15 protein-coding genes are annotated in these 19,658 nt (G+C 63.8%); 7 read left to right on the top strand and 8 right to left on the bottom strand.

Annotated elements, in window-relative coordinates; translation table 11 throughout:
* Window positions 1-109 precede the first annotated feature (109 nt).
* Window positions 110-3,001, bottom strand: a complete 2,892-nt coding sequence (gene uvrA / locus ACO055_RS04305; protein ID WP_422061373.1) for an excinuclease ABC subunit UvrA — start codon at window positions 2,999-3,001, stop codon at window positions 110-112.
* Between the two features lie 205 nt (window positions 3,002-3,206).
* Between uvrA and ACO055_RS04300 the strand changes: the two genes are divergently transcribed.
* The 4 genes from ACO055_RS04300 to ACO055_RS04285 all read left to right on the top strand — a co-directional run bounded on the left by ACO055_RS04300 (window position 3,207) and on the right by ACO055_RS04285 (window position 7,506).
* Entirely contained in the window at window positions 3,207-3,788 is a 582-nt protein-coding gene (locus ACO055_RS04300; protein WP_422061372.1) for an N-acetylmuramoyl-L-alanine amidase, read from the top strand.
* A gap of 246 nt (window positions 3,789-4,034) precedes the next feature.
* A complete protein-coding gene (locus ACO055_RS04295) occupies window positions 4,035-4,973 on the top strand; it encodes a hypothetical protein (RefSeq protein WP_422061371.1) in 939 nt (312 codons plus the stop codon).
* 11 nt (window positions 4,974-4,984) lie between these two features.
* Window positions 4,985-5,212 (top strand): hypothetical protein, encoded by a 228-nt coding sequence (locus ACO055_RS04290; protein WP_422061370.1) that lies wholly within the window; start codon window positions 4,985-4,987, stop codon window positions 5,210-5,212.
* Window positions 5,213-5,430: 218 nt separating this feature from the next.
* Window positions 5,431-7,506, top strand: a complete 2,076-nt coding sequence (locus tag ACO055_RS04285; protein ID WP_422061369.1) for a M13 family metallopeptidase — start codon at window positions 5,431-5,433, stop codon at window positions 7,504-7,506.
* On the opposite strand, the gene ACO055_RS04280 is transcribed toward ACO055_RS04285, so the two are convergent.
* Window positions 7,507-9,042, bottom strand: coding sequence for a BCCT family transporter (locus ACO055_RS04280; protein ID WP_422061368.1), 1,536 nt, complete (start codon window positions 9,040-9,042; stop codon window positions 7,507-7,509).
* 148 nt (window positions 9,043-9,190) lie between these two features.
* On the opposite strand from ACO055_RS04280, the gene ACO055_RS04275 reads away from it, so the two are divergent.
* Entirely contained in the window at window positions 9,191-9,565 is a 375-nt protein-coding gene (locus tag ACO055_RS04275) for a hypothetical protein (protein ID WP_422061367.1), read from the top strand.
* 3 nt (window positions 9,566-9,568) lie between these two features.
* Here ACO055_RS04275 and ACO055_RS04270 read toward each other — a convergent pair whose 3' ends face one another.
* Window positions 9,569-10,084: a hypothetical protein gene (locus ACO055_RS04270; protein ID WP_422061366.1), complete on the bottom strand. Its 516-nt coding sequence runs from the start codon at window positions 10,082-10,084 to the stop codon at window positions 9,569-9,571.
* Between the two features lie 234 nt (window positions 10,085-10,318).
* On the opposite strand from ACO055_RS04270, the gene ACO055_RS04265 reads away from it, so the two are divergent.
* Window positions 10,319-10,657 (top strand): UrcA family protein, encoded by a 339-nt coding sequence (locus tag ACO055_RS04265; RefSeq protein WP_422061365.1) that lies wholly within the window; start codon window positions 10,319-10,321, stop codon window positions 10,655-10,657.
* Between the two features lie 89 nt (window positions 10,658-10,746).
* On the opposite strand, the gene ACO055_RS04260 is transcribed toward ACO055_RS04265, so the two are convergent.
* From ACO055_RS04260 to ACO055_RS04245, 4 genes are all read right to left on the bottom strand, one after another.
* The gene (locus ACO055_RS04260; protein ID WP_422061364.1) at window positions 10,747-11,478 is read right to left on the bottom strand and encodes a LytR/AlgR family response regulator transcription factor; all 732 of its coding nucleotides are present in this window, start codon (window positions 11,476-11,478) and stop codon (window positions 10,747-10,749) included.
* Between the two features lies 1 nt (window position 11,479).
* Complete coding sequence (locus tag ACO055_RS04255) at window positions 11,480-12,643, bottom strand: sensor histidine kinase (protein WP_422061363.1); 1,164 nt, start codon at window positions 12,641-12,643, stop codon at window positions 11,480-11,482.
* A 97-nt stretch (window positions 12,644-12,740) separates the two neighbouring features.
* Entirely contained in the window at window positions 12,741-14,102 is a 1,362-nt protein-coding gene (locus ACO055_RS04250; RefSeq protein ID WP_422062411.1) for an MATE family efflux transporter, read from the bottom strand.
* A gap of 95 nt (window positions 14,103-14,197) precedes the next feature.
* Window positions 14,198-16,939 (bottom strand): valine--tRNA ligase, encoded by a 2,742-nt coding sequence (locus tag ACO055_RS04245; RefSeq protein WP_422061362.1) that lies wholly within the window; start codon window positions 16,937-16,939, stop codon window positions 14,198-14,200.
* 86 nt (window positions 16,940-17,025) lie between these two features.
* On the opposite strand from ACO055_RS04245, the gene ACO055_RS04240 reads away from it, so the two are divergent.
* Window positions 17,026-17,376, top strand: a complete 351-nt coding sequence (locus ACO055_RS04240; RefSeq protein WP_422061361.1) for a cupin domain-containing protein — start codon at window positions 17,026-17,028, stop codon at window positions 17,374-17,376.
* A gap of 123 nt (window positions 17,377-17,499) precedes the next feature.
* Here ACO055_RS04240 and ACO055_RS04235 read toward each other — a convergent pair whose 3' ends face one another.
* On the bottom strand, window positions 17,500-19,569 hold the full coding sequence (locus ACO055_RS04235; RefSeq protein WP_422061360.1) for a prolyl oligopeptidase family serine peptidase: 2,070 nt from the start codon (window positions 19,567-19,569) through the stop codon (window positions 17,500-17,502).
* Between the last annotated feature and the right edge of the window lie 89 nt (window positions 19,570-19,658).

Raw genomic sequence — 19,658 nt, 5'->3', positions numbered from 1 at the left:
ACTTGATCCGGGGCCCAGTATCGACGCGACAGGCGTTCGACCCCGGATCAAGCCTGTCCTGAGCCTGTCGAAGGGGGCGGGGTGACGACGAAGGAAGAACGGACTTTCGCTACTTCCCCAACAACGGCGCCAGATACTGCCCGGTAAAGCTGCGCTTTTCCTTCACGACCTGTTCAGGCGTGCCCGCCGCGACGATCTCGCCGCCCTTGACCCCGCCCTCGGGGCCCAGGTCGAGGATATAGTCGGCGGTCTTGATGACATCCAGATTATGCTCGATCACGATCACGCTGTTGCCCTGGTCGACGAGGGCCTGCAGCACTTCGAGCAATTTGCGGACATCCTCGAAATGCAGCCCGGTCGTGGGCTCGTCGAGGATATAGAGCGTCTGTCCGGTCGAGCGCCGCGACAATTCCTTGGCCAGCTTGACGCGCTGCGCCTCGCCGCCCGACAGCGTCGTCGCCTGCTGACCGACCTTGATATAGCCGAGCCCGACACGGACGAGCATCGCCATCTTCTCGCGGATCGACGGCACCGCCTTGAAGAACTCCGCCGCATCCTCGACCGTCATGTCGAGCACGTCGGCGATGCTGTGGCCCTTGAACTTCACCTCGAGCGTTTCGCGGTTGTAGCGTTTGCCGTGGCACGTCTCGCACGTCACATAGACGTCGGGCAGGAAGTGCATCTCGATCTTGATCAGCCCGTCGCCGGTGCAGGTCTCGCACCGCCCGCCCTTGACGTTGAAGCTGAAGCGCCCCGGCTTGTAACCGCGCGCCTGGCTTTCGGGCAGGCCCGCGAACCAGTCGCGGATGATCGTGAAGGCGCCGGTATATGTCGCGGGGTTGCTGCGCGGGGTGCGGCCGATCGGCGACTGGTCGATGTCGATCACCTTGTCGCAATGCTCCAGCCCCTTCAGGCTGTCGTGCGGCCCCGCGACCATCCGCGCGCCGTTGAGTACGCGCGCTGCGCTGGCATAGAGCGTGTCGATGATCAGGCTCGACTTGCCCGATCCCGACAGACCGGTGACGCAGGTGAAGGTGCCGAGCGGGATCTTCGCGGTGACATTCTGCAGATTGTTCGCGCGCGCGCCTTTCAGCACCAGGTCAAAGCCATTCCCCTTGCGGCGATGCTTCGGCACCTCGATCCGCTTCGCGCCGGTCAGATAGGCCGCGGTCAGGCTGTTCTTGTTCGCGAGCACCTGATCGAGCGTGCCCTCGGCGACGATCTCGCCGCCGTGCAGGCCCGCGCCGGGGCCCATGTCGACGACATAATCGGCGTGGCGGATCGCATCCTCGTCATGCTCGACGACGATCACCGTGTTGCCCAGATCGCGCAGGCGCTTGAGCGTTGCGAGCAGCCGGTCGTTGTCGCGCTGGTGGAGCCCGATGCTCGGCTCGTCGAGGACGTAGAGCACGCCGGACAGGCCGCTGCCGATCTGCGAGGCGAGGCGGATGCGCTGGCTCTCGCCGCCGCTGAGCGTGCCGCTGGTGCGGTTCAGGTTCAGATAGTCGAGCCCGACATTGTTGAGAAAGCCCAGCCGCTCGTTGATCTCTTTCAGGATCGCCTTGGCGATCTGACGCTGCGTATCGTTCAATTTCTCGTCGAGCGTGCTGAACCAGCCGAGCGCGTCGGCGACCGACCGCTGCGCCGACATGCTGATGTCCTCGCCCGCGATCTTCACCGCGAGCGGTTCGGGGCGCAGGCGCGCGCCGTGGCACGTCTCGCACGGTTGCGGCGTCTGATATTTGCTGAGCTCCTCGCGCATCCATGCGCTTTCGGTCTGGAGCAGGCGGCGGTTGAGGTTGCCGATGACCCCCTCGAACGCCTTGTGCGTGGTATAGCTGCGGCGCCCGTCCTTGAAGGTCAGCTCGACGGGTTTGCCGCCGCTGCCGTACAGGATGACGAGCTGCACTTCGCCGGGCAGATCCTGCCACGGCGTCGTCAGGTCGAAGCCATAGGCTTTGCCCAAGCTTTCGAGCACCTGCATATAATAAGGCGAGGGCGGGTTCGATTTCGCCCACGGCACCACCGCGCCCTTCTTCAGGCTCAGCGCATGGTTGGGAACGACCAGATCGGGGTCGAACTCCTGCCGCTCGCCGAGGCCGTCGCACGCCGGGCACGCACCCTGCGGTGCGTTGAAGCTGAACAGCCGCGGTTCGATCTCGGCGATCGTGAAGCCCGAGACGGGGCAGGCGAATTTTTCCGAAAAGATCAGCCGGTTCGCGGGAATGCCCGCGCCCTTCATCGCGCCGCCGGTATCTTCGTCCTCGCGGCCTGGGACCGGGCCGTCGGCAAGGTCGACATAGGCAAGCCCTTCGGCGAGCTTGAGCGCCGTCTCGAAGCTGTCGGCGAGCCGCGTGCCGAGTCCTTCGCGGACGGCGATGCGATCGACGACAACCTCGATGTCATGCTTGTATTTCTTGTCGAGGGTCGGCGCCTCGCCGATCTCGTAGAATTCGCCGTCGATGCGGACACGCGTGAACCCGTCTTTCTGCCACTGCGCGAGTTCCTTCTTATACTCGCCCTTGCGGCCGCGCACGACAGGGGCAAGCAGATAGGCGCGCGTGCCTTCGGGCAATTCCATCACGCGGTCGACCATGTCGGTAACCGTCTGCGCCGAAATCGGCTCGCCCGTCGTCGGCGAATAGGGAATGCCGACGCGTGCCCACAGCAGGCGCATATAGTCATAGATCTCGGTCACCGTCGCGACGGTGGAGCGCGGATTGCGGCTTGTCGTCTTCTGTTCGATGCTGATCGCCGGCGACAGCCCGTCGATATGCTCGACATCGGGCTTTTGCATCATTTCGAGGAACTGGCGCGCGTAAGCGGACAGGCTCTCGACATAGCGCCGCTGCCCCTCGGCATAGATGGTGTCGAAGGCGAGCGAGGATTTGCCGCTGCCCGACAGGCCGGTGATGACGATCAGCGCATCGCGCGGCAGATCGACGTCCACCCCTTTCAGATTATGCTCGCGCGCACCGCGCACCTTGATGTGGGTCAGCATGCGGACCGCCGACGCTGACCTGGGATGTGGGTGAGACTCATGGGGGAGGTATGTTCCAGATTTGTTCTTTCGGCGCAAGAGGCCGTTGCGGCGTGAAGATAGGGTGTCGGATTTGGGACCACAATGGATCAGCTTGGTGTTTCCGTCCAACAGCGTCCGCCCATATCCTGACCCCTTCATCGCATGTGTCGGTGGGGAGACGGAAATGCCAGACTGGAAACCGATTGTTGGATTGGCGTTCAACCAGCAAGAATTCGACCGGTATTGCAAGGGGCTGAACTGGTCGGCATGGCGGCCGTCCTTCATCACCGTGCACAACACGGCCGTTCCGTCGCTCGCGCAGCGGCCGAACGGTTTCTCGATGCAGCATATCCGCAATCTTGAGGGCTATTACAGAGGGCTGGGCTGGCGCGCCGGACCGCATCTGTTCGTCGACGACCGGCAAATCTGGGTGTTCACGCCGCTGACCACCACCGGACGCCATTCGCCGGGCTGGAACAATGTCTCGATCGGCGTCGAGATGCTGGGCAATTACGATATCGAAGCTTTCAATTCGGGCCGCGGGCTTGCGGTACGGCGCAATGCTGTCGCGGCGGTGGCCAGTATCGGTCGGCGGCTCGGGCTCGATCCTGCGACCATCCGGTTGCACAAGGAGGATCCGGCGACGACGCATGACTGCCCTGGTCACAATGTGAGGAAGGACGAGTTCATCGGCGACGTGCGGGCTAAGGTCGCAGCCTTTTATGATGGCGAGCACGCCCCCGCCGATCCGCATCCGGATGATTAGCAGCCATGCAGCGCTCATTGCTTCGAGCGTTGCGCTGCTTTCCGGCTGCACCGTCATCAACGTCGGGGCGGGCCAGACGGCGGACATCACGTCGGTCGGCATCGTTCGCGTCCGCGTCCCCGTCCTGGCCGAAGGCCTGTTTGCTATCGAGCGCGCGGGGGCGGGCATCGGTTGGGACACATTGCCGGGCGGCGGGGCCTATCTTGGCTGGAGCGATGCGCGATGGATCATGGCCGACCCCTCGCAATGTCAGTTGCTCATCGTCATTCGGACACCCGGGCAGGCAAATCATACGAAGGACATCTTGTCGAAACTGAAGGGGCAATCCTTATGCGTCGTCGACCAATCGGCCAGCTTGCAGCCATAGCATGCCTGATCGCTACGAGCGGCTGCGTACAAGCAACCCGCCACAGCAACATGATGGTATTCGGGACGAATACGTCGTTCGGGATCAAGGTGGGAACGACGCCAGGCCAGGTTCCATCGGTCGTGGTCGGCTATGATCGGCAAGAGGCGGTGTTGATGCCGCTGCTGGCCAATACGGACGATCTGAAGACCAGCGCTTCGAAACAAAATCTCCTGTCTCCTTGCAAGGTGTCGCCGTCGGGCGCGTCGGTGCAAAGCCATCCCTGTCTGTTTGCCGCGCGGCGCGGGGACGCGGTCGACGCCTATTCGGTTCTGGCGAGCTTCGGAGCCAATTTCGAGGGTGGGAACAGCGCGACAAATGCCACGGCAAAGGGCGGCCTGGCACAATATTTCTCGACCGGTATGGCGGCGCAGATTCTGGCGCTGACGGGAGGGGCTTCGGTCGTTGCAGTGGGCGAGGCTGCAAGGGAATCCGCTGAGTCTGCCCCCGAAATGGCGGCGGCAGCGGTGACGCTCTTCGGGGAAGAATATACGCCGCCCGATGCAGCCCGACGAGCCCAGATCGATGCCGTCGAAACGCAATATGAAAGCTTCAAGCAAAGCTTTCTCAGTCGCTTGATCGCGCTCCCGGACGACAGCTTCAGGCAGAGTGTCACGGGTTTCGAGGATAAGCACGGCCTCGGCACCGAGCTGTCCACTGCCTGTCCGACCAAGCTCGACTGTATTCGCTATTTTGACGGCCGCGATGTTTGGAAGACCCATTTCAAACTCGACGGTGCGAAGCGTGCGGCGATGATATCCGATGCCGATGCATTCTGAGGGGAACTGAAATGGCCGACGACAGGATTTTGGTCTTCATCTTCGACTCGCGAGACAGAGCGGAAGAGGCTGTCGATGCCTATTATGGGCAGCATCGTGTCGCCATCGGCCCTGCCGATGTCGTGGAGGTCTATGATGGAAAGGGACCCAGCAAAGTATGGGGTTCGCATGACGATACGCAGTGGCACATGGTTGTCGTCTATAAGGACGAGCCGACGGTCATTCCGAAATCGGACTGAATTCGTCATCGCCTGAGCCACAGCGGATGCGAAGGCAGGTGAGGATTCTCCGCGCGCCACGGCGAACGCGGCTTTCACCTGCCTGTCTTTCCACCAACATCCCAAAGCCTTCGACCAGCGTCCGACCCGTCGCTTGACCCTTCCGCCGCGCGGGCGGACAAGCATGGCCATGTACGCCGCCTCGACCCGGCGGCGCGGGGAATTAGGAGACTGGGGAAATGAAGAGCTTATTCGCAGGAGCAGCCGGACTCGCGATTGCGGCGGCATTGATGGCATCGCCTGCCATGGCGCGCGATGCGGCGCCGGCGGCGGAACTGACCGCTGCAGCCGACGATGCGGGCGGCAAGGACGAGGGATCGCTCAAAGCGCTGACCTTCGGCAGCTGGGGTGTCGATCTCGGGGCGCGCGACACGTCGGTGAAGCCGGGCGACGATTTCGACAAATATGCCAATGGCGCCTGGTTTGCGCGCACCGAAATTCCCGCCGATCAAGCGTCGGCAGGGGTCGACTACGACGTCTATAACCTGACCCAGCGCCAGCTGCGGCAGCTTGTGACGGGCGCGCCGGCGACGAGCCAGGTGGGCGGACTTTACCAGAGCTTCCTCGACGAAGCGCGCGTCGACGCCCTCGGCGCCAAGCCGGTGGTCGCCGACGTCAACGCGGTTGCGGCGATCAAGGACAAGAGCGCGATGGCGCGCTTCATGGGGACAACGCAGGGCACTTTCGGCGCGACGATTGTCGGCGGCGGGCCTTATGCCGACACCAATGATCCCACGACGAACGTGCTTTGGCTGGGGCAGGGCGGCCTCGGGCTGCCCGAACGCGACTATTATCTGAACGACAGCTTCAAGACACAGCGCGACGCGTATCGCAACTATATCGCTCGCACGCTGAAGCTGGTCGGCAACGCCGCGCCTGACAAAGCGGCCGATGCGATCATGGCGTTCGAGACCGAGATTGCGAAGGTCAGCTGGGCGATCGCCGATCGCCGCGATATCGGAAAGATCAACAATCCGATGTCGTCCGACGAGCTCGCCGCCTATGCGCCGGGGCTCGATTGGAAAGCCTGGTTCGAGGGCGCGGGAATCGCACCGCAAAAGCGAATCATCGTCAACGAGAACACGGCCATTCGCGACATTGCAGCGCTCTATGCGAAGACGCCGCTCGACACGATCAAGCTGTGGCAGCAGTTTCATGTCGCGGACAACGCCGCGCCCTATCTCTCGAAGGCATTCGTCGACAGCCGTTTCGAATATACGAAGGTGCTGAGCGGTGTCGGCGAACTGCGCCCGCGCTGGAAGCGCGGCTTGACGCTCGTCGACGGCAGTCTCGGCGAACTTGTCGGCGAAACCTATGCCAAGCAATATTTCCCGGCGAGCGCGAAGGCGAAGATGGAGACGCTGGTCGCGAACCTGAAACTTGCGATGGGCGACCGCATCCGGACCAACAGCTGGATGGCCGCCGAAACCAAGGCCGCGGCGCAGGCAAAGCTGGAAAAGATGGACGTCATGGTCGGCTATCCCGACAAATGGCGCGACTATTCGGGGCTGAAGATCGACCCTGCCGACCTTTACGGCAATGTGAAGCGCAGCGCGGCGTTCGAATATGCTTATTCGCTGTCCGACTTGAACAAGCCGGTCGACCGCAAGAAATGGTCGATGAACCCGCAGGAGGTGAACGCTTATAATGGCGGGCTCGAGAACAAGATCGTGTTCCCGGCCGGTATCCTGCAGGCGCCCTATTTCAGCGAAAGCGTCGATGATGCGGTGAATTATGGTGCGATCGGCGCCGTCATCGGCCACGAGATCACGCACGGCTTCGACGATCAGGGACGCAAGATCGACGCCAATGGCGCAGTGCGTGACTGGTGGACGGCCACCGATGGCGCTCGCTTCGAGGAGCAGGCGAAGGGCTTTGGCGCGCAATATGCGACCTATGAGGCGGCGCCGGGTGCGTTCATCAACCCCGACCTGACGATGGGCGAGAATATCGCCGATCTCGCGGGGCTCGAGGTCGCCTATGATGCCTACCACCGTTCGCTGAACGGCAAGGAAGCGCCGGTGATCGACGGGTTGACCGGCGACCAGCGTTTCTTCCTCGCGTTCGCGCAGGCGTGGCGCGACAAGGCGCGCGATGATGCGACCAAGCAGCAGGTCGCAAGCGATCCGCACAGCCCGGCGCGTTGGCGGATCATCGGGCCGGTGCGCAACGTCGACGCCTGGTACAAGGCGTTCAACGTGACGCCCGACAGCAAATATTACATCAAGCCCGAAGCGCGCACGCGCATCTGGTAATCAGTCGGAGAGGGCGGGGGCGGCCGTGGGTCGCCCCCGTACCATCATCACTGCGAGCGATATGGCCGCGCCGATGATGACGAAGAGCGCGGGGAAACCGCCAAGTACCGACATCATGCGGATGCCGTCGATCCCCGATGCAGCGACCAGCACGACCGCTACCAGCCCGACCGCAACGCCCCACACGCTCTGCACCGCCATGGGAGCCTCGGGCGCGTCGGGCGTGATGCCGCGCGTAGACAGCGCGCTCATTGCCGAGACATTGGCGTCGGCGCCCGCGACATAGGACAGGAAGATGGTGAAGAGGATCAGTCCGGTCGCGGCAGGCCCTCCGCCGAGCGCATCGAAAAGACGAAACAGGACCGAGTCCGGACCTTTTGCAGCGATCACGGCATAGAGGCTGGCGCTGCTTTGCTGGTCGATGACGATCGCCGACCCCGCAATCGCGATCATCCACAGGGCGCCGAAAAGCGAGGGCAGGACCAGGTTCATCAGGATGAACTCGCGTACGCTATACCCGATCGCCAGACGACCGAGGAACAAGGCGGTCACCGGCGCCCATGCGAACCAGTTGCCCCAATAGAAGATCGTCCATTGCCGACTCCAGTCGCCGTCGACATCAAGGCCAAGGTTGCGCGGCACGAAGGTGCTGAAATATTCGCCGCCACCGCGTAGCGAGAGTCCGAACAGTTGCGACGTCGGGCCGGCGAGCAGCGCAAAGGCGATGATCGCAAAGAACAGCCAGGTATTGAGCACGGACAGGCCGGCAATGCCTTTTTGCAGACCGGTCGCTGCGGAAATCAGGAAGCTCGCGACGATCAGCGCCGCGATTCCCCATCGCAGCGGCATGCCGCCCGCAAATCCCCCCAGATTTTCAATCCCTCCCGCCAGCGACAGGATGCCTGCGCCCATCGATGCCGCCATACCCGCAACGAGCGCATAGAGGCAGATGATGTCGATGGCGGTTCCGACCGGACCATGCGCGCGCCGGCCGATGAGCGGAACGAACAGCGACGACAGGCTGAAAGGTTCGCCGCGGTTGTAATAGACGAGCGCGAAAGCGAGCGCGGCGACAGTGTAGATTGCGTATGGGGTCAGCGTCCAATGCAGGAACATCGTCGACATCGCGAACGTTGCCGCGGCATCGCTGCCCGGCTCGAGGCCCAGCATCGGGGGTGGGGCGTTGAGGTGGAACAAGGGCTCGGCGGCGCCCCAGAACAATATGCCCGTGGCGATCGTCGTGCAGAGCATCACGGCGAACCAGCGCCACCGGCCGAGCAGCGGCTTTGCCCCTGCGCCGCCGATGACCGTCTTTCCGAGCGGAGAAAAGGCGACGATGACGAGCAGAAGGATGAAGCCCAGTCCCGCGCCCGCAAACACCGGCCCGAACGCGCGCAAGATCCAGTCGTTTGCCCGCGTTTCCGCCGCGACGAAATCGGCGCCGAACCACAGGCTGAGCACGAGCGCTGCGGTCAGGATTGCGAGCGGTACGAAAAAGACCGGACGATTGATCGGGTGACGCGTTGGTGCTGGCAAAGGACCCGCCGTTCGGACAAGAAGGAGGCGGCCAACATGGCGGCAGCGCGACGCGACGTCAAACTTGCGGATGGGACGCGCCGATCGGGAACGCCATTGCGGGGCGGAGCGTTGGACGGACAGGTGCCTCGATAGAAGGAGAGCTTCGATGATCAGGACGATTTTCACGGCGACCGCAGCGATCGCGCTGCTCGCGGCAGGGTCGGCGGCGGCGATGCAGAAACAGGCCGACGGCACGACCGCAGAAGAGCGTGCCAACACCGCGCGCCTGAATGCCGAACAGCAGGCAAAAGCGAAGGCCGAGACCGACTCCTATAACGCCCAGGTCGCGGCGGCGGCGCAGGCCGAGGCGTCGGCACAGGCCACATTCACCCAGGAAACGGCAACATATGAAGCCGAAAAGGCGCGCATTGCTGCCATGTCGGCCGAAGAGCGGATTCAGTGGGAAGCCGATGTCGCGGCTTGCAAGGCGGGCGACACGACACGCTGCGCGCATCCCGCGACGGCCCAGCCGAAGAACTGATTTCTATTTCGGTGGCGCAGAAGGCTCCGGCGGATCGTCGGGGCCTGTTTGCTGCGCGGTGGGCGCTGTCGCTGCGTCTTCTGGAAGCGCGACCGGCACCACCATTGCCGGCACCGCCTTGACGGCGAGGGCGGGCGGATCGGGAAAGCGTCCGCCATACCGATAATCGTCGTCCGCGCGCTCCGTTGGCATATCCATGTCCACCGCGCCCAGTTCGCGGAAGGGTTCGCTCATCCTCTTGTCGTGCTCGGCGCGCAGTCGCCCGCCTACGCCATAGCTGTCCGCACAATCGAGGCACGGGGCGGCCGACACGCCGCCGTCGGCAACAAGTGCATCCGGATTGGCGCTAAGCTGCGCGAAGGAGGGATCGTCCGCCAAGCCACCGGACAAGCCGCCGCCGACAGTCAGCATCCCGAGCGCGCCGCCCGCGGCAAGGCCCGCCATTGCCAGCGCCAGTGCGAACACCAGCCGACGCTGGACGACATCGCGACTCGCGGTCTGCTTGCGCTTCCTTGCCATGCGAGAAGAAGGCCATGATGAACGGCAGATTACAAGCTTTCGGCCATTGGTCGATGCGCAGACGCGCTTTGTCTTTCCAATCGACAAGCGCGCGGGACCGGTCGAACCGCGCACGCAAAGCGCGCCAGATTGGCGCATCTCCTGATTGCGGGATGCGGAAGGGTTTTAGTCTTCCCCGGTTCTAACTCCTTTCGTGTCCCGCATCATCATCCCCCAGATGAGAGGACACTCCCCATGTCGAAACTATCCTTTATCCTGATCGCCGCCATTGCGAGTGGCGGGGCTGCGGTTCCCGCCTTCGCGCAGGACGATCTCCAACGCCCAAGCGTGACGATCCACTATAACGATCTCAACCTTTCGACCTCGGCCGGTCGCGAACGGCTCGACACGCGGGTCCGTATGGCGATCAAATCGATGTGTTCGGTCGATTCACGATCGCTTCGTCAGCGCGCCGCGGCACTGGAATGCGAAGCCGCAGCGAAGCGCAGCGTCGAACCGCAGGTTGCGGCGCTGTATAATGGCAGCCACGCAAGGTTCGCGAGCGAGAAGCCGCCGCTGGTCGCCGCTCCCTGACGGATATCGGTGCTTCGGCCGCCCACAAGCAGGGGGCGGGTCGCGGCGAAGGCGGTCATGCCCCAGAGCGGCATGGCCGCCTTGCTTGTTCAGGCGTGCATGATCGCCTTTACGTCGTGCAGGTAAGTGCGCCCGATGCGGTGGACTCCGCCCTCGCCCAGGTCGACGCTCCAGGCGCCATCGCCATGATGTTTCAGGCCGACGATGCCGCCACGGCGGATCATCTTCGACCGGTGGATACGCATGAACTGATCGGGGTCCATCCGGGCTTCCAGCGACTTGATCGTCTGATGGATCAGCCAGCTGCGTCCGCCGACGTGCAGGCGCATATAGTCGCGCTCGGCCTCGATCAGGTCGACCTGGCCTGCATCGATGCGCAACATTTCGCCGCGGTTCTGGACCCAGAATTCACCGATCCATTTGCTCTTCTGCTTGGGCGCGCGCTCGGCGGCGCGCCATTCGCGGACGCGCGCCAACGCGCGGGCGAGACGGTCGGGCGACACGGGTTTGAGCAGATAGTCGACCGCCGCGACGTCGAAGGCGGCGACGGCATATTGATCGAAGGCGGTGACGAAGACGACCGCGGGTGGATTGTCGAGCTGTTCGATCGCGGCAGCGACCGCAAGGCCGTTGAGGTCTGGCATCGCGATGTCGCAGAGGACCAGATCGGGCGCGAGAGCATCCACCAGACGCAGCGCCGAAGCGCCGTCGCTGGCCGTGCCGACAAGCGATACGCCATCCTGTTGCCCGGCAAGGATCTGAAGCCGTTCGATCGCGAGCGGCTCGTCGTCGACGATCAGGGTGCGCAATGTTTGAAGCATATCAACAGCCTTCCCGCGCCAAAGGTAGCCACAGCGAGACGAAGAAACCACCGGTGTCCGAAGGCCCCCATTCGCAGCCCGCGGTGGGTCCATAACGGGTGAGCAAACGCTCGCGAACATTGCCGAGGCCGAGACCGGTTCCGGGTGGCGGCGCGGGCGCCTTGGGGTCGATGTCGTTCTCGACGCGCACCACCATCAAGCCATATTCGCTGCTTGCGGTCAGCCGGATTGCGATTTTGCCCTTACTGGGTGCGACGCCATATTTGATCGCATTCTCGATAATCGGCTGCAGAATCAGGACCGGGACGCAGGCATTTTCCAGATCTTTCGGAATGTTCACCTCGACCTGGAGGCGGTCGGGAAAGCGCGTCTGTTCGATGTCGAGATAAAGGCGCTGTAGCGCAATTTCCTCGTCGAGGCTGACGAGCTGTTCGGGGTCGACGGCAAGGCTGGAGCGAAGGAAGGACGCGAGATTCATGATCATCGTCTCGGCCTCGCTCTTCGATCCGCGCAAGACCAGCGTCGAGAGCGAGTTGAGCGTATTGAACAGGAAGTGCGGATTGACCTGATAATGCAGCGCGCGAAGCTGCGCCGTCTGCGCCTCGATCCGGAAATGATTTGCACGGCGCTCGACCGCGCGCATCTCGTTCGCATAACCGAAAGCGACATAGAGCGCGGCCCACACCGCAAAGAAGAAATACCAGCGGATTGAGCTGTCGACGATCAGCACCGTCTCCCAGGCAATGGGGAATTTGGACTGGACTTCCTTGATGATCTGCTCGGCATCGGGGCCGGGAAACCAGTAGAAGAAGACGAGCAGATTGATCGTGGCATAGACCGCGACCAGCGGCACCGCTGCGCCGAGGGCCAGGCCCAGCCGTGCGCCGAAGCCCTGGGGCTGGACGCGCTGGATGAGCTGGTAGAGCACGAAGGTGCAGAGGATGCCCGCAACCACCACCAGAGCGCGGCGGCCAGCATATTCCCATTGCTCCGCGCCCGCCAGCATGCCGAGCCCGGTCGTGATCAGGAAATAGAGCAGCCACATGGCGAGGATCGAGCCGATTGCGACGCGGGGATTGACGCGGGCGTCGGAGGCCCGCCAGTCGGGTGCCGCTGCCAGCATCTTCGCCCGCTGGTCGCGCAGCGCCTCTTTGCGAATGGTCATGTTCATTGGGGCTGCTTTAGCGTCAAACATTGTGCCGAAGCTAGCAGACGTCGGGCCGCCAGTCGAAGGGGTGAGCGCTTTGGTCGAAGAAAAAGGCTCAGACCGCTTTCGCCTGGGGCAGCGCGCGGCGCCAGTTTCCGCGTTTGTACACCGCCCATGCCATGGCAAGCGAGGCGAGCGACGAGAGCGGGAAGCTCCACCACAGAATGTCGCTGCCGATCACCGGATAACCGAAATAATAGATACCGAGCCGGATCGGGAACATCGACAGGAACAGGATGACGAGCGGCGGGACGACCGAGCCGTTCGCGCGCAGCGTGCTGATCAGCACGATCGTTGTCCCAAAGGGCAGGAACGTCCACGTCGCGATATACTGGATGTTGCGCGCGACATCGATTGCCGCGCTGCCACTGCCGAGGAAGAGGGCGAGCGCAGCGCGGTCGAACAGCAGGAGCAGCGCGATCAGCACGCCGGTCATGGCGAGGTTGATCGCGATGCCGCTATTCGTGACGCCGGCCACGCGGTCCCAGCGCTGCGCGCCGATATTCTGCGCTGCCATCGAGCTGACGGCGGCACCGACGGCTAGCGCGGGCATCTGGATATAGTTCCACAGCTGCAATGTCGCGCCATAGGCCGCTGCGGTGACGAGCCCCTCGCGGTTGACGAGCCCGACCATGATCAGCCCCGCGCCCGAGATGACAAGCATCTGGGCGCCCATCGGCAGGCCGCGGCCGATGATGAAGCGCAGCTCGCCCCAGTCCGGAAGCAGATAGGCAAGCTCGCGGCCGCGCAGGCGCAGCACATGACCCTTGGCATAGAACCAGCCGATCATGCCGATCAGGCTGATCGTGCCCGCAATCGCGGTCGCAAGCGCGCTGCCAGCGATGCCGAGCCGGGGCGCGGGGCCGAGCCCGAGGATCAGGACCGGGTTCAGCACGACGTCGAGCACAACGGTCAGGATCATGAAGCGCAGCGGCGTCACCGCATCGCCCGCCCCGCGCGACGCCATCGAGAGCATCACCATCAACATGCTCGCGGGCACGGCGATGAATGTGACGCGAAGATAGTCGTGTGCGAGCTGGAAGGCTTCGGGTGGGGTTTCGAGCCAGCGCAATATCCGATCCGACGCGAACCAGCCGATCAGCGCAATGACGAGCGAGAAGCCGATCGCGAGCCCGATGGCGCCGCCGCTCGCGCGCCGCGCCGCATCGATATCGCCGCGGCCCATCGACTGGCCGATGAGGACGGTTGCCGCCATGCCAAATCCGAAGAAGGCACCGAACATCAGGAACATGATGATGTTGGCATTCGCGGTCGCAGCGAGTGCACTTTCGCCCAGGAATTGGCCGACCCAGATCGAATTCACCGATCCTGACAGCGTCTGGAGGATGTTGGATGCGAGCGTCGGCAGCGCGAAGAGGATCAGCGTCTTGGCGATCGGCCCGCTCGTCAGGTCCATCCCGCCGCCGCGCGCCGTTTGTCGTGGCGGCACCGGCCCCGCAGCGGGGTCGGCGGCGGCCGCCACGGGTGTCGGCGTCAAAGGCGCGTCGTCGGTCACCCCAGCCTTGCCAACGCGGCGGTCAGGCGGTCGGCCTCGGCGTCCTTGGCGGCGTGGTCGGCGCGCGCCTTGTCAACCGCTTCGGGCTTGGCACGCTCCACGAAGCTTGGGTTGTTGAGGCGTCCGGCCAGGCCGTCGCGCTCTTTCGCCGCGGCGGTGAGCGCCTTGGTCAGGCGGTCGCGTTCGGCCGCGATATCGATCACGCCTTCGAGCGGCACCGTGATCGTCTCGCCCTCGACGACGAGTTGCGCCGAGGCACCCGCCGGGGCGGGGTCGAAACTGATCGTGTCGAGGCGCGCGAGGCGGTCGAGCTGCGCCGCAAGCTTGTCGGTGCGACCGTTCAGCGACGCAGGGAAATGTGCGGCAAGGCGCGCTCCGGGCGGCAGACCGAGTTCGGCCTTTGCCGTGCGCAATTCGCTGACGAGCTTGATCAACCAGTCGATGTCGGCGCTGGCGTCGGCGTCGCGCACGGCGCCGGGCGCGGGCCACCTGGCGGTGATCAGCGGATAGTCGGCGCGGTCTCCCAGTCCCGTCCACAGCTCTTCGGTGATGAAAGGCATGAAGGGGTGGAGCATGACGAGAATCTGGTCGAGCACCCAGCCTGCGACGGCCTTGGTCTCATCGTCGATCGTGCCCCTCTCGACCTCGCTCGACGCAGGCTTGATCAGCTCGAGATACCAGTCGCAGAAGCGGTCCCACGCAAAGCTGTAGATCGCATTCGCCGCCTCGTCGAAACGATAGTCGGCCAGCGACTTGTCCATTGCGGCGACGGTTGCGGCGACCTCGCCGATGATCCAGCGATTGACCGGCAATGTCGCGGCGGGCGCTTCGAAGCTGGTCGAGGCCGATATGCCGTTGGCTTCGCAAAAGCGCGCGGCGTTCCACAGCTTGGTCGCGAAGTTGCGATAGCCCGCCAGGCGCGCGTCATCCATCTTGATGTCGCGGCCCTGGCTTTCCATCGCTGCCATGAAAAAGCGCAGCGCGTCGGCGCCATATTGGTCGATCAGCCCGAGCGGGTCGACGACATTGCCCTTCGACTTCGACATCTTCGCGCCGTCTGGCGCTCGGACGAGGCCGTGGAGATAGAGCGTCTTCCACGGCACCTTGTCTTCGGGTCGCTCACGCTCGGGGCCCATGAACTCCATGCCCAGCATCGCCATTCGCGCATCCCAGAAGAACAGGATGTCGAAGCCGGAGACGAGGACGTCGTTCGGGTAATGGCGCTTGAGCAGTTCGGTGTCTTCGGGCCAGCCGAGGGTGGCAAAGGGCCAGAGGGCGGACGAGAACCAGGTGTCGAGGACGTCGGGATCGCGGGCGATCGCTACGCCGGCTCCGGCTTGGGCCTGCGCTTCTTCTTCGGTCTCGGCGACGAAGATGCGGCCGTCGTCGGCGTACCACGCCGGAATCCGGTGACCCCACCACAATTGCCGCGAGACGCACCATGGCTGGATATTTTCCATCCAGTTGAAGAAGGTCTTTTCCCACGTCTTCGGCACGATGTTGATGCGCCCGTCGCGCACCGCCGCCATCGGAGGCTGGGCGAGGGTTTCGGCGTCGACATACCATTGGTCGGTCAGCCAGGGCTCGATCACCACGCCGCCACGGTCGCCGAACGGCGTCTGGATCGTGCGCGGTTCGGCGTCGTGTTCGACGACGTCGCCATCTTTTGGCGTCACGACGTGGGGGATCAGGAAGCCCTGTTCCTTCATCCGCGTCACGACCAATTCGCGCGCGCCATCCTTGCCGTCGCGCTTGAAGCGGTGAAGGCCCAGATATTCGTCGGGGATCAGGCCATCGGCGGTCTGAATGACATTGGCGTCGCCGTCGAGCATGTTGAGCATCTCGCCAGCCCTGAAGCCCGCGCGCTTGCCAACGTCGAAGTCGTTGAAATCATGCCCCGGCGTGATCTTCACCGCGCCCGACCCCAGTTCCGGATCGGCATGTTCGTCGGCGACGATCTTGAAGCGGCGGCCCGTGATCGGCTGGAGGATGTCCTTGCCGATCACGCTCGCATAGCGCGCATCGCTTGGATGCACCGCGACGGCCATGTCGGCGAGCATCGTTTCGGGGCGCGTTGTCGCGACCTCGATATAATTGCGCCCGTCGTCGAGCGTCACGCCGTCGGCGAGCGGATATTTGAAGTGCCAGAAGCCGCCCTGAATCTCGTGCGTCTCGACCTCGAGATCCGAAATTGCGGTCTTGAGTTTGGGGTCCCAATTCACAAGGCGCTTGTCGCGGTAGATCAGCCCCTTTTTGTGGAGGTCGACAAACACCTTCACCACGGCGGCGGTGAAATGCGGGTCCATCGTGAACTGTTCGCGCGACCAGTCCATCGAACAGCCGAGGCGGCGGAGCTGGCCGGTGATCTGGCCGCCGCTTGCCGCTTTCCAGGTCCAGACCTTCTCGACGAATTCCTCGCGACTGTAATTGGTGCGCTTGTCCTGCTGCTCTTCCAGCTGGCGTTCGACGACCATCTGCGTCGCGATGCCGGCATGGTCCATGCCAACCACCCACAGCGCATCCTTGCCGCGCAGCCGTTCGTAACGGATCAGCACGTCCTGCAACGTATTGTCGAGCGCATGACCGATGTGCAGCGCGCCGGTGACGTTGGGCGGCGGGTTGACGATCGTGAAGGGGGTCGCGTCGGGACGCGCGGGGCGAAACAGCCCGCGGCTTTCCCATTGATGGGCCCATTTCGCCTCGATAGCGGCGGGATCGAACGTTTTTTCCATCGGCATAGCCGGGCGCCTTTGCCAGCCGGGGTGCGGACTGGCAAGCCGGATCGGCACAGATTAGACTGGCGCCAGCGTGCAGGAGCCAGGCCATGAACGATACGATGCGCAGCGGCGTCATCCGCTTTTCCGACCATGCGGAAAAAGTGCCGACGCCTGAGGGCGAACGGTCGGTGCTGGCGCTGAAACGCGGGACGCTCGACGTCCGCCTGTCGGTTCCCGTTCCGCCGAACCGCCAGACGCCGCATGAGCAGGACGAGCTTTACGCAGTCGTCCGAGGCGGAGGCGTGTTGATCCACGACGGCGAGCGCACGCCATTCAGCGCGGGCGACCTGCTGTTCGTCGCGGCTGGAGTCGAGCATCATTATGCCGATTTCAGCGACGACCTGGCGCTATGGCGCATATTCTATGGCAAGGCGGGCGGCGAAGCGGCGACGGGGTGATCGTCCGAACAGCGCTATTTCTTCGTCATGCCGGACTTGATCCGGCACCCCGCTTTCAACATCGAAAGAAAGAAGCGGGACCCCGGATCAAGTCCGCGGTGACGAGAAGACAGAAACCTGACGCTATTTCTTCAGATGGCTACCCAGCCAGTTGAACACCGTCTGGTGCCACTGGACGCTGTTCGCGCCCTTCAGAACCCAGTGATTTTCGTCGGGGAAGACCAGAAGCTGGCTTTCGATCCCGCGGCGCTGGAGCGCGGTGAATGCGGCGAGGCCTTGCGTATAGGGAATACGGAAATCCTTTTCGCTGGTGATCACCAGCATCGGGGTCTTCCACTTGGCGACATGATTGACCGGGTTCCATTTCTCGAACTCTTCGGGGACTTCGTAATAGGGGCCGCCATGCTCCCATTCGTCGAACCATAGCTCCTCGGTTTCATAGGCCATGGCGCGCGCGTCGAACACGCCGTCGTGCTGGACGAGGCATTTGAAGCCGTCGGTCCACTGACCGGCGATCCAGTTCATCATATAGCCGCCATAGGAGGCGCCGAGTGCGCAGGCGTTGGCGATGTCGAGCTGTGCGTCCTGCTTGCCCGCCGCAGCGAGGCCGAGGCGAAGGTCTTCGAGCGGCTTGCCGCCCCAATCCTTGTTGATCGCGTCGGTGAAGGCCTGGCCATAGCCGGTCGAGCCGTGGAAATCGACGCTGACAACGCCATAGCCTTGCTGTGCGAAGAGGCGCGGGTTCCAGCGCGTCGACCAACCGTTGCCAAAGCTGCCCTGCGGGCCGCCGTGAACGATGAAGGCCACCGGCAGCTTGGCGGTCGCGGCGGCGGGCTTCAGGATGATGCCCCACACCTTGTCGCCATTCGCACCGGCGAACTGCATGCGGTCGAACTTGACCGGGTCGAACTCGGCAAGCGCCGCGGCATTGGCCGCCGTCAGCTGCTTCACCTTGCCCTTGGCATCGCGGACATAGAGGTCGGTTGGCGCGAGGGCGGTGTTGCGCGTGTAGAGCAGCGCGCCGCCCGGAAGCGCCGTCACGTCGCCGACCGTGCCGTCGAACGCCTCAGCCGACGCCTTGAGCTTCTCGACCTTGCCGGTTGCGACGTCGACCTTGAACATCGGATGGTCGAGGACATCCTGCGCGGTGACGAAGAGCGACTTGCCGTCGGCCGCCCAGGCGATCGAATCGACCGAGCGGTCCCATGCGTCGGTCAGCTTGCGTATCTCACCGCTTTCAAGATTGCGCAGCATCAGAACCTGACGATCGGCTTCGTAACCCGGCCGCGCCATCGCGACATAAGCGAGCGACCTGCCGTCGGGCGAGGGGGCGGGCAGCGTGTCGGTCGCATGATTGTCTTCGGTCAAATTGACCGGCATCATCCGGCTGTCGACCAGCCAGCTATATATATCGAGGTTGGTCGAGGTCGGTTCGTCCCGGTCGGCCTTGCGCATCGTGAAATAGACAGTGCGGCTGTCGGCGCCCCAGGCGAGTTCGTCGCCGCCGCCCATCGGCTTTGAGGGGCTGTCGCCGGTCAGACCGGCATCGACGGCACGCGCGACGCTGGCCTTGCCGCCGTCGAGATTGAAGACGAACGGACGGCTATATGTGCCTGGCGTTTCCCATGCATCCCAGTGGCGGACGAAGCCGGCACCGTCTTTGTAAAGGCGGCCGCTGCCGGGCCCGACGAGGGCGCCCTTGTCCTTCGCATCGCAGCCGAAGTCGGTGCACTCCCTGGGGATGTCGCCCCAGGCGAGCAGCTTCTTGCCGTCGGGCGAGATTTTGAAGCCTGCGACATCGGCCTTGGTCTGGGTCACCTGCGTTGCGGCAGCGCCAGCCGCAAGATCGATACGCCAAACCTGATCGGTGCCCGAAGCGTTCGAGAGGAAATAGAGGCTGCCGTCGGGCGCGAACGCAGGGGCGGTTTCATTCTTTCCCGCCGTGTCGGCGATCTGGACGGGCTTGGCGCTTTTGGCATTGCGATCGACGAGCCAAAGGCCGGTCGACCGCTTGTAGCTGCCCTTCTCGGTATCGGTCTGCTGAAAGACGACCCAGCGCCCGTCGGACGATGCGGTCGGCGCAGCGACGCGCTTGAGCGTCGCCAGATCGACCTCGGTCATTGGGCGAGCGAACGCGGGGGAGGACAGGGCGGCGGTGAGCGCGATCGCGCTGATCAGGAGCATGTTACGCATGGCGAGGGTTTAACGCTGCGGCGAACGCTTTCAAGCGCGATCGTCAATCGAGCTTCGCCCGATCAAATCAAAGCTCTCTGGATCACGCC

It is taken from the genome of Sphingopyxis sp. (genome assembly GCF_965227415.1).
In the GTDB taxonomy this organism is placed as follows: domain Bacteria; phylum Pseudomonadota; class Alphaproteobacteria; order Sphingomonadales; family Sphingomonadaceae; genus Sphingopyxis.
This window is presented reverse-complemented; position numbering and strand designations above follow the sequence as displayed.

Excerpts from the sequence above, each read along its gene's own strand:
- uvrA (WP_422061373.1), bottom strand. The coding sequence starts at position 3,001 with ATGCTGACCCACATCAAGGTGCGCGGTGCGCGCGAGCATAATCTGAAA.
- ACO055_RS04300 (WP_422061372.1), top strand. The coding sequence starts at position 3,207 with ATGCCAGACTGGAAACCGATTGTTGGATTGGCGTTCAACCAGCAAGAA.
- ACO055_RS04295 (WP_422061371.1), top strand. The coding sequence starts at position 4,035 with ATGTCAGTTGCTCATCGTCATTCGGACACCCGGGCAGGCAAATCATAC.
- ACO055_RS04290 (WP_422061370.1), top strand. The coding sequence starts at position 4,985 with ATGGCCGACGACAGGATTTTGGTCTTCATCTTCGACTCGCGAGACAGA.
- ACO055_RS04285 (WP_422061369.1), top strand. The coding sequence starts at position 5,431 with ATGAAGAGCTTATTCGCAGGAGCAGCCGGACTCGCGATTGCGGCGGCA.
- ACO055_RS04275 (WP_422061367.1), top strand. The coding sequence starts at position 9,191 with ATGATCAGGACGATTTTCACGGCGACCGCAGCGATCGCGCTGCTCGCG.
- ACO055_RS04270 (WP_422061366.1), bottom strand. The coding sequence starts at position 10,084 with ATGGCAAGGAAGCGCAAGCAGACCGCGAGTCGCGATGTCGTCCAGCGT.
- ACO055_RS04265 (WP_422061365.1), top strand. The coding sequence starts at position 10,319 with ATGTCGAAACTATCCTTTATCCTGATCGCCGCCATTGCGAGTGGCGGG.
- ACO055_RS04260 (WP_422061364.1), bottom strand. The coding sequence starts at position 11,478 with ATGCTTCAAACATTGCGCACCCTGATCGTCGACGACGAGCCGCTCGCG.
- ACO055_RS04255 (WP_422061363.1), bottom strand. The coding sequence starts at position 12,643 with ATGACCATTCGCAAAGAGGCGCTGCGCGACCAGCGGGCGAAGATGCTG.
- ACO055_RS04250 (WP_422062411.1), bottom strand. The coding sequence starts at position 14,102 with ATGGACCTGACGAGCGGGCCGATCGCCAAGACGCTGATCCTCTTCGCG.
- ACO055_RS04245 (WP_422061362.1), bottom strand. The coding sequence starts at position 16,939 with ATGCCGATGGAAAAAACGTTCGATCCCGCCGCTATCGAGGCGAAATGG.
- ACO055_RS04240 (WP_422061361.1), top strand. The coding sequence starts at position 17,026 with ATGAACGATACGATGCGCAGCGGCGTCATCCGCTTTTCCGACCATGCG.
- ACO055_RS04235 (WP_422061360.1), bottom strand. The coding sequence starts at position 19,569 with ATGCGTAACATGCTCCTGATCAGCGCGATCGCGCTCACCGCCGCCCTG.